Source organism: Corynebacterium sp. HMSC073B01 (genome assembly GCF_001838255.1).
Lineage (GTDB): Bacteria > Actinomycetota > Actinomycetes > Mycobacteriales > Mycobacteriaceae > Corynebacterium > Corynebacterium jeikeium_D.
The window spans coordinates 1-14,555 of record NZ_KV836138.1; the positions used below are offsets into that span (position 1 = coordinate 1).

13 protein-coding genes and 1 tRNA gene are annotated in these 14,555 nt (G+C 60.3%); 2 read left to right on the forward strand and 12 right to left on the reverse strand.

The genetic code is table 11. The features are described 5' to 3' along the window. Positions 1 to 98: 98 nt before the first annotated feature. Positions 99 to 180, reverse strand: a tRNA-Tyr gene (locus tag HMPREF2849_RS01165). Positions 181 to 360: 180 nt separating this feature from the next. Beyond that, positions 361 to 1,416 (reverse strand): polyprenyl synthetase family protein, encoded by a 1,056-nt coding sequence (locus HMPREF2849_RS01170; RefSeq protein WP_016422037.1) that lies wholly within the window; start codon positions 1,414 to 1,416, stop codon positions 361 to 363. A 118-nt stretch (positions 1,417 to 1,534) separates the two neighbouring features. On the opposite strand from HMPREF2849_RS01170, the gene HMPREF2849_RS01175 reads away from it, so the two are divergent. Next, complete coding sequence (locus HMPREF2849_RS01175) at positions 1,535 to 2,887, forward strand: geranylgeranyl reductase family protein (protein WP_168168064.1); 1,353 nt, start codon at positions 1,535 to 1,537, stop codon at positions 2,885 to 2,887. Positions 2,888 to 2,938: 51 nt separating this feature from the next. On the opposite strand, the gene HMPREF2849_RS01180 is transcribed toward HMPREF2849_RS01175, so the two are convergent. The 5 genes from HMPREF2849_RS01180 to HMPREF2849_RS01200 form a co-directional block, all read right to left on the reverse strand. After that, a complete protein-coding gene (locus HMPREF2849_RS01180; RefSeq protein WP_070767423.1) occupies positions 2,939 to 3,631 on the reverse strand; it encodes a demethylmenaquinone methyltransferase in 693 nt (230 codons plus the stop codon). Positions 3,632 to 3,641: 10 nt separating this feature from the next. Then, complete coding sequence (locus HMPREF2849_RS01185; RefSeq protein ID WP_070862488.1) at positions 3,642 to 4,850, reverse strand: glycosyltransferase family 4 protein; 1,209 nt, start codon at positions 4,848 to 4,850, stop codon at positions 3,642 to 3,644. A gap of 4 nt (positions 4,851 to 4,854) precedes the next feature. Then, complete coding sequence (locus HMPREF2849_RS01190; protein ID WP_070566364.1) at positions 4,855 to 5,346, reverse strand: DUF3592 domain-containing protein; 492 nt, start codon at positions 5,344 to 5,346, stop codon at positions 4,855 to 4,857. Between the two features lie 43 nt (positions 5,347 to 5,389). Further along, positions 5,390 to 7,114 (reverse strand): 2-succinyl-5-enolpyruvyl-6-hydroxy-3-cyclohexene-1-carboxylic-acid synthase, encoded by a 1,725-nt coding sequence (gene menD / locus HMPREF2849_RS01195; protein WP_168168065.1) that lies wholly within the window; start codon positions 7,112 to 7,114, stop codon positions 5,390 to 5,392. 346 nt (positions 7,115 to 7,460) lie between these two features. Then, positions 7,461 to 8,486, reverse strand: a complete 1,026-nt coding sequence (locus tag HMPREF2849_RS01200; protein ID WP_070862489.1) for an o-succinylbenzoate synthase — start codon at positions 8,484 to 8,486, stop codon at positions 7,461 to 7,463. 13 nt (positions 8,487 to 8,499) lie between these two features. On the opposite strand from HMPREF2849_RS01200, the gene HMPREF2849_RS01205 reads away from it, so the two are divergent. Continuing rightward, positions 8,500 to 9,480 (forward strand): 1,4-dihydroxy-2-naphthoyl-CoA synthase, encoded by a 981-nt coding sequence (locus tag HMPREF2849_RS01205; protein ID WP_016422029.1) that lies wholly within the window; start codon positions 8,500 to 8,502, stop codon positions 9,478 to 9,480. 108 nt (positions 9,481 to 9,588) lie between these two features. On the opposite strand, the gene HMPREF2849_RS01210 is transcribed toward HMPREF2849_RS01205, so the two are convergent. From HMPREF2849_RS01210 to HMPREF2849_RS10900, 5 genes are all read right to left on the reverse strand, one after another. After that, complete coding sequence (locus HMPREF2849_RS01210; protein ID WP_080969612.1) at positions 9,589 to 10,248, reverse strand: ABC transporter ATP-binding protein; 660 nt, start codon at positions 10,246 to 10,248, stop codon at positions 9,589 to 9,591. 179 nt (positions 10,249 to 10,427) lie between these two features. Further along, a complete protein-coding gene (locus tag HMPREF2849_RS01215) occupies positions 10,428 to 11,564 on the reverse strand; it encodes a FecCD family ABC transporter permease (protein WP_016422027.1) in 1,137 nt (378 codons plus the stop codon). Positions 11,565 to 11,572: 8 nt separating this feature from the next. Next, positions 11,573 to 12,694, reverse strand: a complete 1,122-nt coding sequence (locus tag HMPREF2849_RS01220) for an ABC transporter substrate-binding protein (RefSeq protein ID WP_224783767.1) — start codon at positions 12,692 to 12,694, stop codon at positions 11,573 to 11,575. A 214-nt stretch (positions 12,695 to 12,908) separates the two neighbouring features. After that, on the reverse strand, positions 12,909 to 14,309 hold the full coding sequence (locus HMPREF2849_RS01225) for an MATE family efflux transporter (RefSeq protein WP_065421727.1): 1,401 nt from the start codon (positions 14,307 to 14,309) through the stop codon (positions 12,909 to 12,911). Next, a complete protein-coding gene (locus HMPREF2849_RS10900; protein WP_241482443.1) occupies positions 14,306 to 14,554 on the reverse strand; it encodes a hypothetical protein in 249 nt (82 codons plus the stop codon). The genes HMPREF2849_RS01225 and HMPREF2849_RS10900 overlap by 4 nt, the downstream gene beginning before the upstream one ends. Position 14,555: the final 1 nt, after the last annotated feature.

Below are 14,555 nucleotides of genomic sequence, written 5' to 3' on the forward strand. Positions count from 1 at the left end.
CCGGAAAAGACACACTTTTCTTTACTTAACCCCCGCATCCCCATCAACGGGCCCTACAAAAAAATCACCGCGAGAAAATTCTCGCGGTGATTTCACTGTGCCAGATGATGGATTCGAACCAACGAAGGCAATGCCGACGGATTTACAATCCGCTCCCTTTGGCCGCTCGGGCAATCTGGCGTGCACTCTTAAACGGTGCGAATGGAATGCTACCCACTACTCTGTCATTTACACAAATCGGCAGGTCGAGAGGATATTTCCCTACCTGGATTCACCCCTCAGCAGAACTCACCCCAGAGCAGAGCTCACCTCAGAGCAGTGCTCACCCCTAGGCCCATCTCGCCGATGGAGCTCAATCCACTACCCCACGCGCTCCACGGTGTAGCGAGCAACGTGACGCAGGGACTCCTTGGCCGCACAGTCAGGAAGGTCAGCGATGACGCGGTCGGACTCATCCAGCAGTTCATTGACCTTCTCCATCGCGCGAGCCACACCGTTGGTCTGAGCCAGGAGCTCGAGGGCCTCGTCGACAAGCGCGTCGTCGGAGACTGGGCCGACAAGAATCTCACGGAGACGGTCAGCGGCTGGGGTGTCCTCCTGCAGCGCGTAGAGAACCGGCAGTGTGAAGACGCCCTCGCGCAAGTCAGTGCCCGGAGTCTTGCCGGACTGATCGGTATTGGAGGAGATGTCGATAATGTCGTCGACAATCTGGAAAACGATACCGATTAGTTCGCCATAGCGGCGCAGTGCGTTGGAAATCTCGGCCGACGCACCGGCGTGATAGGCGCCGAGATAACCGGCCGATGCGATGAGCACACCGGTCTTTTCGGCAATGACCTTCAGGTAGCGCTCGATGCGCTCTTCAATCGGCAGGTCCAAGTCGTTGAGGCACTCGCGCATCTGGCCTGTGACAAGAACACCGAAGGTCTCAGCGAAGTGAGCCACGCTCTCGGAGCCGAGCTCTGCCAGCAGGCGGGACGCAGCAGCGAAGAGGTAGTCACCGGCCAGAATGGCGACGGTGTTGTCCCAGCGCGAGTTTGCGGAGGGCACGCCGCGGCGCTTATCCGCTTCATCCATGACGTCGTCGTGGTAGAGCGTCGCCAGGTGCGTCAGCTCCAGCACCGTCGCGGCGGTGATGACCTTATCGCTCTCCGGGTTCTCCCCGAACTGCGCGGCCAGCATGGTAAACATCGGGCGGAAGCGCTTACCACCAGCGTGAGCTAGGTGGGAAACCCGTTCGACTAGGAAGTCCTCGCCGCGCCCCAGCTCGGTTATCAGGAGGTCCTCGCTCTTGCGCATTCCCTCGGTGATTGTTGCTTCCAGCGCCTCATCAACGAAGTGAGAACTAGTGGCGGTGTGCTCACCAGTGCCCTGAGCACTTCCGGAACTAAGCCCGGAGTAGTCTCCAGTACGCATTCGAGACCTGCCTAACTGACGATAAAAGATAAGAAACTGCTAAATAAACTACCTTACGAGCATAGTGGCTAGCAGACCAGTTCCCATATTTGTTTCAACGTCGTTATACGCTGGGGCAATGACCTCAAGCCCGATTTCGCGAGTTTCCCCCACGTTCGACGGCACCGTCGCTCTACCCAGCAGCACTGACGTGCTCATTGTTGGCGCAGGCCCCACCGGCTCCGCAGCCGCAATTCACGCCGCCCGCGCCGGTTTTTCGGTCACTGTGGTCGACTCCCAGCGCTTCCCGCGCGACAAAACTTGTGGCGACGGGCTCACTCCTCGTGCCATCGCTGAGCTACGTCGTCTAGGGCTTGACGACGAGCTCCTGCGCCGCAACCGCAACCGCGGACTCAAGCTGCACGGCTTCGGCGGCTCCATCACCGCACCTTGGCCAGATGATGCCTCCGGCACTTTTCCCGCTGTCGGATCCGCGATGCCGCGAGTTGAGCTCGACACCTTCTTGCTCAATGCCGCCGCCGATGCCGGTGCACAGGTCTTCGATGGGGTCGCTGCGCGGAAGGTAATTCTCGGAGCGCTGAACACTGGCGGCACGCGAGGGCACGGTGTGCGCGCGGTGGAGCTTTCCGACCGCGAGGGCAAGCCACACACCATCTCGGCCCGCTGGTTGCTCGTGGCCGATGGGGTCCGCAGTACCGTCGGCAAGCAGCTGGGGCGCGCGTGGCATCGGGATAGCGTCTTTGGCGTGGCCGCGCGGTCGTATGTCAGCTTCGACAGCTCGGACGTAGCGGATGACTGGATTCACTCGCACCTGGAACTGCGCAGCTCCGATGGGCAGACGCACCCGGGCTATGGCTGGATTTTCCCGCTGGGAGAAGGCCGGGCGAATGTGGGGTGTGGGGCGCTGGCGACATCGGCACGCCCGGCGCGCACGAATGTGAAGAAGTTGCTGCGCGAGTACCACGGACAGGTGCGCGATCAGTGGCAGATGAGCGAGCCGGAGCACGTGACGTCGGCGCTGCTGCCGATGGGCGGTGCTGTATCGAATGTGGCGGGGCCCAACTGGGCGTTGCTCGGTGATGCTGCGTGCTTAGTCAACCCGCTCAACGGTGAGGGCATTGACTACGGCATGGAGTCGGCGCGACTGGCAGTGGAGCTGATTAGTTCGATTGGTGCGGGCCGCGATGGGCTGACGCACTCCTGGCCCGCCCTCCTTCGCGAGCACTACGGCACCGGCTTCTCGCTGGCTCGCAAGTTGGCGCTGACGCTGACGTACCCGAGCTTCCTTCCCACGGTCGGCCCGCTGACCATCGGCGCCCCGTGGGGAAGCCAGCTCATGGGTGTTGCCGCACGCCTGATGGGAAACCTGGTCACGGAACACGACCGCGACGTAGTGGCGCGACTCTGGCGCGCTTCGGGGAGAGCAGCGCTGGCCTCCGATAAGTGCTTCGGACGCCAGCCCTGGCAGTAGGAATCGCTTTACGACGGACCCTGCGACCCAGCCCGACTGAGAGCTAGCGAGCTACTGCACGGGCTTGGTTGCCGAGTGCAGCGCTGCGATACCGAAGGTGAGATTCTGCCAACCGGCATCCTCCCAGCCAGAGGCATTGATGTCGCGGGCAAGCTGCGGCTGGTTTGGCCAGGCGCGAATCGACTCCGCCAAGTACACGTAGGCCTCCGGGTTCGAGGAGACAACCTTGGCAATCTGCGGCAGTGCCCGCATCAGGTATTCCTTGTAGAAGGTGCTGAACACCGGCATCACGGGGGTGGAGAACTCGCAGACTGTTAGCTGGCCTCCGGGCTTGGTCACGCGAGCTAGCTCAGCGAGGCCCGCCTTGTAGTCCACGATGTTGCGCAGACCGAAGCTGATGGTCACCGCGTCGAAGGTGTTGTCCGGGAATGGCAGCTTCATGCCGTCACCGCAGACCTTGGGAACATCGCGGTGTGCACCGGCCTTGAGCATGCCTCGGGAGAAATCACAGGCAACGACGTATGCGCCAGACTTTGCCAACTCCACTGATGAAACAGCCGTACCGGCGGCCAGGTCGAGGACTTTCTGGCCAGGCTGCAGGTTCAGGCGCTTTGCCGTGCGCACGCGCCAGTAGTGGTCAATGCCACCGGTGAGCACGGTATTAGTGATGTCGTAATTCTTCCCCACGCCATCGAACATCGAGGCGACTTCGCTGGGATTTTTCGTTAAATCAGCCCTAGACACGATGTCCAGATTACGCGACCGACTTCTGACGCGTAGCAGCACCTGCATGGGAGGCATCAATCGCATCTGCTGCGACCTTGCTTGACGTCTCGGCCGCGGAAACCCCAGAAACCTCCTCGTAGTGGCGAACCAGGTCTGCACACAGTGCTTCCCAGGTGCGCTCGGTCACGGTGTCGCGGCAGCGGTTGCGCAGCTGCTTACGTGCCAGCTCATCGTCAACGAGCAGCAGCTTGTCGACCGCCTCAGCCAAATCGCGGGTGAAAGTCTTGGGTTCCAGCAGGTAGCCGTTGACGTCGTTGGTAATCAGGTCGCGCGGGCCGCCTGCGTTCGGAGCGATGGCCGGCACACCGGAGGCGTGGGCTTCCTGTACCGCCTGGCAGAAGGTTTCAAAGTCACCGGTGTGGACGAACACGTCCAGACTGGCGAATGCCGCTGCCAACTTATCGCCGGTGAGCTGTCCGGTAAAGACGGCATTCGGCATCTGCTTCTGCAGCTTCTGCAGCTCCGGGCCATTGCCGACAATGACCACCTGGATATCATCGCGGCCGTTCAGCGCCGCCAGCCGCTCTACGGACTTCTCCGCCGCGAGCCTGCCGACATAACCAACAATCGGCTTGCCCTCCGGGCTCCACTGCTTCCTGAGCTCTTCACTACGCTTTGTCGGGGTAAAGCGAACCGCATCAACACCGCGGCCCCAGCGGTAGACGTCACGAATTTTGTGATTCTGCAGGTCCTCAATAGTCGGCGACGACGGCGCCAGCGTTCGGGCGCAGGAGTTGTGAATCACGCGCGTCCACAACCATGCTGCCGTGGAGAGCCCCGCCAACTTGTAGTTCTTGGCAAAACCCGCAACGTCCGTCTGATAGATGGCCACAGCCGGGATGCCCAGTGCCTTGGCAGTCAGCGCGCCCGCACCACCGAGCACAAATGGCGAAGCCAAGTGGACAACATCCGGCTTAAACTGCGTCAGCGCCGACGCTACCCGACGGTTCGGCACACCAATCGGCAACGAATCAATCAACGGCACCATCACAGTGGGCACACGCTCAATGCGGTAGTCGCAGTAGAACTCTGCCTCTTCCTGCCAGTCCCGAGCACCCGGCGCAATCACCAGCGCCTCGTGTCCTTCACGGCGTAAGTGTTCCAACACCCGCAGCACGGAGTTTGTCACTCCATTGATGTTGGGCAAGAAGCTTTCAGCAATGATGGCAACGCGCATGGTGCTAGTTTTCCATCTCGTCGGAAAGCGAAAGTGACCCTCTGTTTACCTTTTGGGGATCTCTTTGTAAACGACGGGTTGCGCGCAACGACGACCACCACAACGGCGCGACAACGAGAAATGTAACCACAGCGATACTGGTCGCCGGGAGAAGTGACAGCGTCCATGTGCGCCCGGCGACGCGGACGACATTGGGATCAGTGCGGTCGTATTCGACGCGGACGCGCTGCCCCTCTTCCAGACCAACGGGATAGAGCAAACCGGTTGGTGGCGACTGAAAATCACCATTCTCGTCGACGAAATCAACCGTGGTGCGAAGGAGCTCGACCGAGCGCACATTGGCTACGGACTGCCCCATGTTCGACTCGATATTGCGGTCATTAATGAAACAGCCAACCACCATGGCCAGGCACGACAGCAACAGGCAAATCATCAGAAAAAGCAGTACCTGACGAAGGAAGCGCGGCCAATTGGCCAGGGCAGCTTTCCACTGCATGGCGGTCGCGACCTCCTATTTTTCTGTCCCTGATTGTTTCCAGCTAGTGCTTATCCAGCACCCCAATCTCCGCATTGTATGCCAGCTTGTGATGCAACTGCCGACGCGTCGCACGCGTGGTCGCCACCTCAATGACGCGGATGCCATCGACGTCGGTATCCGGGTGCAACTGCGCGAGCAGATCTGGGAGGCGGTCAACGCGCACGTGCTCGACCCCGTAAGCCTGGCAGATGCCCTCAAAGTCCACGTCCTGCGGGGTGCCGAAGATGCGCTCAAAGCTTCCCCGCAGAACCGGGCTGCCCGCCTCCAGCGTCTCGAAAATACCGCCACCGGCATCATTGGCCACCACGATGGTGAGGTTTTCCGGCCTCGGCTCCAGCGGCCCAATCGCCAGCGCTGCGGAGTCGTGCTGGAACGTCAGGTCCCCCATAAGCGCAATCGTCCGCGGCGGGCGGATCTCGTCGGCATGCTCGCGGTCGGACGCCAGCGCAATACCGATTGCCGTGGCCACCGTGCCGTCGATACCCGCGGCACCTCGCCCCGCATACGTGTTCACCCCCGGGAATGGCAGGCCCGTGTACGACGCATCGCGCACCGGGTTCGACGCGCCCAGCACCATATTGTCACCCGTGCGCAGGCTATCCGTCAGAGCCGCCGCCACATGAAATCCGGTCAGCGGTTCCTCCGCTTCAATCGACTCGGTAAGCGTCTCTCGCACGGACTTCACCGCCAATTCGCTGGCAGCCTCACAGATTTTCGTCCACTGCGGGTCCTGCTCCCCCAAAGTCTGCACATGCTTTACGACGGCCCTTGCGTTCGCCGTCACATCCGGGAACTCCACCCCAAAACCGTGGTTTTCCGCTTCGGAGACAACGGTCAGCTCGATATCCGGATTGGCCAGCAGCTTAGAGATACCTCGGTGCAGCGTCGGCCTGCCGACCAACACAATCTGCTCCGGCGGAATCTGCGCGAAAGTGCCCGCCGCAAGCGGGTGCACCGGGTGCGCCGGCGCATATGCATTCGGCTCAGCGATGGTTGGCAAATCCTCCAGCGCCGGCAGGTGCGGGGCATTCGAACCCGCAATCACGAGTGTGCGGCGGCTGATGTCAATTGTGGCTGTGCTAGCCGCGTTGGCCGGGCCGGTTGCGGTGGCGGCCACGCCGACGTTGTTGCTGTTGGTAGGCGCAATCGTGGTCCAGGGGCCGCCATCGGCGCGGCCCTCGGGGATGTCGGCGACGGAGTCGTCGTCAGGCACGAGCGGTTCGACAAAACGGACGTTAAGGTGGCCGGCGCCGGATGCCATGGCGGCGACAACGCGATCGATGCGGGCGCGGATCTGCGCGGCGGTGGCCTTCGTGACCGGGGCGGTGCCGTCCAGATCGAACTCGACGACGGAGGCATCAGCGAACAGGCGGTCCTGGACGATGGTCTGGTTCGCGCCAGTGCCTCGATAATGCGCGGGGCGGTCGGCGGTCAGTGCCAGCAGCGGAATGCCCGACGCGGTGGCTTCCACCATGGCGGGCACGAGGTTCGCCACTGCTGTGCCGGACGTTGTAATTACCGGGGTCACCTTGCGGGTGCGCGAGGCCAGGCCGAGGGCGAGGAAGGCGGCGGAGCGTTCATCGATACGTACGTGGAGGCGAACCTTCGCCGCGTCGGCGGCCTGGACCAGAGCGCGGGCGAGCGGGGCGGACCGGGAACCCGGGCACACCACGGCATCGACCATGCCGAGACGCAGCAGCTCATCGATGATGAGGCCCGCTACCACTGCGGATGGGGCCGCGGGGGCCGCGGGGGCTGTATGGGCTGCGGAGGTGTGGGGCGTGGCGTCGGTTGCCGAGGCTGGGGTGCCAGCATCGGTGGCGGCGGCATTGGTGATGTTGGTGCCCTGAGCGTGCGTAGTCTGGGAGGTGTCCTGGTTGTCGTTCACACTCAATAGGCTACTTGTCAGGTCGGATATCGGGCTCGTTGGGAGTTACTGACCCCGTTTATGACAGTTTGGAGCCGTTTTTCGAACTCAAAGTGTCATAAACGGGGTCAGTATCTCTGGATGCTCCGTGAGTTGGAGCAGGTTGTAGAGCAGCTACAGGTGGGATAGGCCGCCAGGTGCGCCACTACAGGTGGGCGTACGCCGCGCGGAGGCGGTCGAACCACCAATCGCGGCGGGGATCCGGCGCGGCGAGCTCGGCCAGGCGGGAAGGGTCGGGCGCGGGGTTGGTGACGGGCAGTCGGCCATCGATAAGTGGGCGGGGCTCGATGACGTCCTCGATAAACAGCGAGGACGTGGCCAAACCCGCCGCGTTCGGCTCCGGCTGCAGCTCGGTAGTAGGCAGGGCCGCCGCCGCGAACAAGCCGGCAGCCATGCCAACGCCGGTGTCCAACGCGCTGGCGACGGTCACCTTCATCTCCAGCTCCTCGGCCAACCGAAGCAAACGGCGTGGCCCACCAAGTGGCGCGACCTTCATTACGCCCACGTCAGCCGCCTGCTCGCGCGCAACCAAATACGGATCCTCAGCCTTGCGGATCGACTCATCGGCCGCAACCGGGCAAAACTCCCCCACTGCGTCGCGGACCTCGCGGAGCTCGGCGACAGTCGCAACGGGCTGTTCCATATACTCCAGCGGGCCCAACTCATGAGCGGCGCGGATGGCCTGCTCCACCGACCAGCCACGGTTCGCATCCACCCGCACCACAGGTTCATAGCCATAGGCTTCGGCCACCGCGGTGCGGACGGCGGCTACGCGCTCGATGTCGTCGTTAAGCGATTGGTCGCTCTCTGCGACCTTGACCTTGAACGTGCGGCACCCGGGGTAGCGCCCCACGACCTCCGGCACCTGCTCGGGCGTGACAGCGGGGATGGTGGCGTTGACCTCGACGAACTCGCGCTTCGGGGTGGGCAGGCCAACGTATGCGCATTCGATGGCCGAGCGCAGCCACGCGGCAGCTTCGGGCGCCTCGTATTCCAGGAAGGGCGCGAACTCGCCCCAGGTGACGGGGCCGTCGATGAGGAGCGCCTCGCGAGTGGTGACGCCACGGAATTTCACTGCCATGGGCAGAGCCACGACGTGGGCGCGGCCGAGGATGTCGTCGATTGGCGGAAGCTGGATGTTGGGCGCAGCGGACACAGACATACCCCTCATGCTAGAGACCTTTATGCTGGAAGCCATGACTGATACCGCGAAGTACTCGACCGATAACCCCTTCCGCCCCGAGCAGTGGAAGACGGTTGATGGTTTTGAGGATTTGACCGACATCACCTACCACCGCCACGTCGGCGAGGGCCGCGAAAACGGCATTGTGCGTATTGCGTTTGATCGCCCGGAGGTTCGTAACGCATTCCGCCCGCATACCGTCGATGAGCTCTACCGCGCGCTCGACCACGCGCGTCGCACCCCGGATGTCGGCGTTGTGCTGCTGACCGGTAACGGCCCGAGCACCAAGGACGGTGGCTGGGCATTCTGTTCGGGTGGTGACCAGCGCATTCGCGGTCGTTCCGGCTACCAGTACGCCACATCCCACGAGCATGACGACGCTACCGCGGACGCATCCACCATCGATACCGCGCGTGCCAAGGTCGAGGGTGGCCGCCTGCACATCCTGGAGGTGCAGCGCCTGATTCGCACTATGCCGAAGGTTGTCATTGCCGTGGTCAATGGTTGGGCCGCAGGTGGCGGACACTCCCTGCACGTGGTGTGTGACCTGACACTGGCATCCCGCCAGGAGGCCCGCTTTAAGCAGACCGACGCTGACGTGGGATCTTTCGATGCCGGCTATGGCTCGGCCTACCTGGCGAAGCAGGTTGGTCAGAAGTTTGCCCGCGAGATTTTCTTCCTCGGCCGTTCCTACGACGCTGAGACCATGCACCGCATGGGCGCTGTCAACGAGGTCGCCGACCACGCTGAGCTGGAAGATGTCGCGGTGGAGTGGGGCCGCATGATCAACGGTAAGTCCCCAACGGCGCAGCGCATGCTGAAGTTCGCTTTCAACCTGACCGATGACGGACTGATGGGCCAGCAGGTCTTCGCGGGCGAGGCTACTCGCCTGGCGTACATGACCGACGAGGCCGTCGAGGGCAAGGAAGCGTTCCTGGAAAAGCGTGACCCGAACTGGGACGAGTTCCCGTTCTACTACTAGGGGCAGTTAGGGGGGGCGCCGGCTGGGGCGCTCGTCGGGCCCTGCACTTTAGCGCTCATTCGTGGCTGTAGAACAGCCGAGAGCGTGCGCTACAGTCACGGGTCTGCGCTAGAGTGCCTCCGACGCTTCGACCGCCAGCCCGCCATTGCGAGTCGGGAGCACCGCACCTTCTACCTGATAAACCTCTCGCAGCATAGCTTCATTAATGACCTCTGCCGGAGGCCCTGCACTGCTGACCCGACCATCGGCTAGAACAACCACATGTTCGCAAAAGCGCGCCGCTTGCCCCAGGTCATGAAGTGTCATCACTACCGCGCAGGGCAATTCCCGCGCACACTTGCGTACCTGCCCGAGAAGCATCAATTGGTTACGCAGGTCGAGTGCGCTGGTGGGCTCGTCGAGAAGCAATACCCGAGGTCGTCGCACAACCGCCTGCGCAAAACTCACCAACTGCCGCTGTCCCCCAGACAACTCAGACATCAGCCGCGATGACAACGCAACCAACCCAAGTCGTTCAATGGTGGCCTGCACTTCTGCCCGCACTGTGGATCCGACACGCAGTGCGGAAAACCCAGAAAACGACTGTTGCCGGGCAAGCAGGACGCTTTCGTACACGGTCAATGAGCTCAGCGGCGGAGGGTCCTGTGGCAAATATAGAGATCTTTCAGCACGTACCTGCCCCGAGCAGTTTTCAAGGCCCGCCAAACACCTCAGCAGTGTCGATTTGCCAGCTCCGTTGGGACCGACCAACGCAGTCACGCTTCCCATCGGAAGAGGCCCAACGTCGACATTGTGCAGGACATGATGGCCGTCGTAAGCAAAAGACACTCCTCGCGCGCTAAGAGCGGACGATTCTGGAGGGGTTTCGCCGAGGGGTTTACCGTCAGGTTTACTGGGGCTGTCGTGATGACCATGTACAGCGTCGTTCCCGACAAAGCGACTTGCCTTTAGCCAACCCACATTTTCCTCCTCTGGCCAGCGATAATCGCGACAAATACGGGCACTCCTACAATTGCGGTAATAATGCCTACGGGAAGAATTACACCCGGTTGAATCACCTTCGACACTGCCGATGCCGCAACCAGAAGCAGCGCCCCTACCAAAGTCGAAGCAGTAAGAAAATAACGTTGATCTTCGCCTACCAATAAGCGCGCAACGTGTGGGCCGACGAGACCGATAAATCCAATCGTACCGGCCATCGACACAGCGGTTGCCGCCATAAAGGACACCACGATAAGGGTCAGCGCACGCAGTCGATCAACGTCTACGCCAAGGGCTTTTGCGCGGTCATCGCCCATCCGGAATGCAGTCAGCGACCAGGCATTGAGGTAAAAGAAGAGTAGCCCCATCACGAATATCACCGCGAGCAACGCAATCTGCGTCCAGTTCGAGCGGGTGAGACTACCCATCGTCCAGAACACAACCTGTTCCAACTGCGTCTCCGAGGCCAGGTATTGCATCAGGGCCAGTAGAGCGTCGAAAAAGAATACAATCGCGATACCGAGGAGAATCATCCCCTCGACTCCTGGGCCACGAAATCGGGAAAAGAGCAGAATCGCAGCGCAGGCCAGCATCGCGAACACCCACGCAGTCCCGGCCATCCCCAGCACCGCACCGATTCCCTCAGAAGCGAAGCCGGTGACCACAGCCAGGGCAGCACCGAATCCGGCCGCCGCTGACACGCCCAGGGTGTACGGCTCGGCCAGGGGATTTCCCAGAATTGTCTGCATTTGTGAGCCCGCCGCTGCCAGCGTCGCTCCGACGAGCACTGCAGTCACGGTCATCGGAAGCCGAATGTCGAAAACAATCTGGTGGTCAATGGGTCGCGCACCAACCGGATGGGTCAATGTATGCAAAACTTCGCTGGCAGGCATGCTACCGCCACCGAGTAGAAAGTCAGCAAGCGATGTCAAAGCCAACACCACAGTAATCAGAGCGATTATCACCCACTTCTTCCGTGCTGCGCGCTGATACCAGTGAAAAGTTGACTGCACCATTACTCTATCAGGGCTGACTTCCTGCTCCCCGCGAACGGCGTCTCCGCTCCCCTGCGTTGTTGCCAGGTTTCCGTGCGAAACTTGCATGTTCGACATCACTCCAGCCCAGTCCAGAAGGTGCCCGAGGCCTCGATTGGCAGGAACTTATCGTGCAGGTCCTGTACCTCTCGTTCAGTGTCAATGTCGCCGAACAAGTCCGGGTGCATGGCCTTTGCAAACATCTCGACTGCCAGGAAGTTATATGGCGAATCGTAAAAATGATGCCATGCGACGAAAGTACGCTTACTTTTCACCGCGTCGACTTCACGCACAGCGGGCTGCTTACCGACGACATCGTGAAGGGCCTTTTGCGCCTCTTCCTTCGATTCCGAGTAACCCAGCGGTACGTAATTTCCTTCCTTGACCGGAGTCTTACCCTGATCCCAGTCTGCGCCTGTGGCAATGATGACTTCAGGATTCTTCCCGGCCAATGCCTCTGGCGATACCTGCCCTTGCTTCGCATCAATCATTTCGTCGCCAAGGTTTAGTCCACCGGCAAAATTGACAATCTGCGCCAGGTTGGACTTGGCGAAGGTTGAGCAGCAGTCAAAGTAACCGGGTGCTCGCCACAGGAATGTCGGTGTCGGTGCTGGTTTCTTCTCGGCAAGGCGGTCAGCGACCTTGTTGACCTTCTTCTCGTAGTAGTTGATAAAGTCTTCCGCCTGCTTTTCACGCCCCAGCAGTTGTCCCATCATTCGAATACTGGGCTCGGTGTTTTTCACTGGGTCAATGAAGTAGTCGACAGTCACCGTCGGCACGCCTGCCTTTTCTAATCCATCAACGATTCCAGCATCTTTAGCCGCGTCGAAGACACCCGCATTTACTACGAAGACATCGGGTCGGGACTCCAGAGCCTGTTCCAGCGACATAGTGTTGTTGTAAATCTCGCCTGTGGTCGGGATGTCCTTGATTTTGGGGAACTTCTCAACGTAGCGGTCGTAAGTGGCTTTGTCGTTTTCCTTCAGGTCCTCTGGCCAGGCAACGATCTTGTCAGTTGGATTGTCTGGGTTCAGAAGCGCCGTCGTGTAAAGCATCTTCTGCCCGCCCATCAGGATTCGCTCGACATTCTGCGGGACTTTAACTTCGCGTCCTAGCGCATCGACGACGGTACGCTTCTCACTGCTAGCGGATGCGTCTCCATTTCCATCTGAGCAAGCGGCGAGAAGGACGAGCGACATGCATAGGAGTACCGCGAAAAGCACCCTTGCGGGGAAGTCACGCAGTAGCACGCTTGGAGTAAGAGGAGAACTAACCTTCATTTTCTTCTTTCCGGAGCAGGCGGTCAGTCGACCGCATATTCAGCTCCTCGGATCCCCTTCGGTAGAGGGAAAACGTCATCTTTACGTGGATGGTTCAGACTATTTCTGGATGGGTGTTACGAAGCTTCGGCCGTCACACGGAACTAGTGGGTTGCAGGTGACGCTGCAGAGCGCGGTAAAGCAGAGCAGCGGTCGTGGAAAAGCCAAGGATGAGCCCAACCCAAACGCCATATCCTTCCCAACGAAGGCCAAGGCCAAGAATCAGGAGAGCTGGAACCCCCACCGCCCAGTAGCCCCAAAGGGTCGCACTGAGACCCGACTTCGTGTCGCGCAGCCCACGAAGGAGCCCCACCAGCACGTTCTGGGAGCCTTTAGCGAACTGCTGAAGCACGGCAAGGCACAACAAGATTGTCGCTATATGGCGTACATCGGGATTGGCACTAACGTTGGAATCAGTAAGGAACAGTCCAACGACGTACTTGCCCAGTAGCAACCAGAGCAAACCGACGACGGCAAGATAAATACCCACTGCGTGCAAAACCCGACGTGATACCTGTTTGACTGCCTCGGCACCATCCGCTAATGCACGGCTGACCAGTATAGATCCTCCGTGCGAGAAGCCGATACATACTTGGTAGACGATATAAGCGAGTTGGTTAACAACGGTGTGCGCTGCCAGCATGACTGGGCTAACCAGGCCCATCGCTAGACCTGCGATAGTAGTAATCGCAGCTTCAGAGCCGTAGGTAAGCGAAACTGGAATCCCAAGCCGAATAATGCGCCTCATGCATGCTGCGTCGCCGGGCCTCGGAATGACCGCGAAGAATTTCCGTAGCTGACGGTCTCTTTGCAGCAAGCCAGCAAAGGACAGCAGGGTAAAAACCTGGACGCAGGTGGTCGACAGACCGATGCCCACCAGTCCCCATGCAGTTCCCCATTCATTGACACTTGTTAGCCGGAGGAATCCAGCGTTGAGAGCAGCGTTGACAACGATGGAGATGAGCGTAACCACCAGCAGAGAGCCCGGCCGACGCATGCCGACTGCAAACTGCCGCAGGACATTGAGCCAAATCATCGGGATAAGGCCTGGTGCAAGCGCGACCGTCATCGAGAACGCTAGCTCGGCAACAGTGTCGTCGATGGGCAAGATGAGTGCAAGCGCACCAAATGAAATCACGATGAGGCCACCAATGATTGCAGTTGCGGTACCGACGGCCATGCAACTGCGTACCGCTTGGCGGATTCGCTCAGCCGCAACTTCCTCGCCTGTCTTTTCCCACTCCGACGCGGCCTCGGCTACTAGGTTGCCTCCGGCGGTGACCATACCGACACACATGGTGCGAATCTGGTTGTAGAACTGCATTGCGAGTCCGCCGCCGGCAATTGCCACTACACCGAGGGTCTGCAGCATCAGCACATCGGTCGTGGTTAGCGCAACCCCCGCTAGCTGAACGCCCGCGATGGGTAGCGCAAGCGAATAGACATCACGGTAGGACACGGTTTGCTGGCCAATTGCACGAGCTGGATTTATCACCCGGCCACCTCGAAGGAACTAGCAATGGCACGAGAATCACCATAGGCTCTGAGCATTCGCGAAACTTGACGCTCCATAACTTCTGAATACAAATGATTTTTCTGAAGCCAATCAGTATCAAAAATTGTGTCGAGATATTTCTCACCAGCATCACAAACAATGACGACCATTGTTGTTCCTGCCTGAAACTCGTGTAGATGACGCAAACCTTCGTAGATTGCAGCACCTGCTGTGCCTCCAACCATG

What these genes read in the sequence shown, in the direction of transcription:
- HMPREF2849_RS01190 (WP_070566364.1), bottom strand. Translation starts at nt 5,346, where the DNA reads ATGCAGTGGAAAGCTGCCCTGGCCAATTGGCCGCGCTTCCTTCGTCAG.
- HMPREF2849_RS01170 (WP_016422037.1), bottom strand. Translation starts at nt 1,416, where the DNA reads ATGCGTACTGGAGACTACTCCGGGCTTAGTTCCGGAAGTGCTCAGGGC.
- HMPREF2849_RS10900 (WP_241482443.1), bottom strand. Translation starts at nt 14,554, where the DNA reads ATGGTTGGAGGCACAGCAGGTGCTGCAATCTACGAAGGTTTGCGTCAT.
- HMPREF2849_RS01175 (WP_168168064.1), top strand. Translation starts at nt 1,535, where the DNA reads ATGACCTCAAGCCCGATTTCGCGAGTTTCCCCCACGTTCGACGGCACC.
- HMPREF2849_RS01200 (WP_070862489.1), bottom strand. Translation starts at nt 8,486, where the DNA reads ATGAGGGGTATGTCTGTGTCCGCTGCGCCCAACATCCAGCTTCCGCCA.
- HMPREF2849_RS01220 (WP_224783767.1), bottom strand. Translation starts at nt 12,694, where the DNA reads ATGTCGCTCGTCCTTCTCGCCGCTTGCTCAGATGGAAATGGAGACGCA.
- HMPREF2849_RS01210 (WP_080969612.1), bottom strand. Translation starts at nt 10,248, where the DNA reads ATGGGAAGCGTGACTGCGTTGGTCGGTCCCAACGGAGCTGGCAAATCG.
- HMPREF2849_RS01185 (WP_070862488.1), bottom strand. Translation starts at nt 4,850, where the DNA reads ATGCGCGTTGCCATCATTGCTGAAAGCTTCTTGCCCAACATCAATGGA.
- HMPREF2849_RS01205 (WP_016422029.1), top strand. Translation starts at nt 8,500, where the DNA reads ATGCTGGAAGCCATGACTGATACCGCGAAGTACTCGACCGATAACCCC.
- HMPREF2849_RS01215 (WP_016422027.1), bottom strand. Translation starts at nt 11,564, where the DNA reads ATGCAAGTTTCGCACGGAAACCTGGCAACAACGCAGGGGAGCGGAGAC.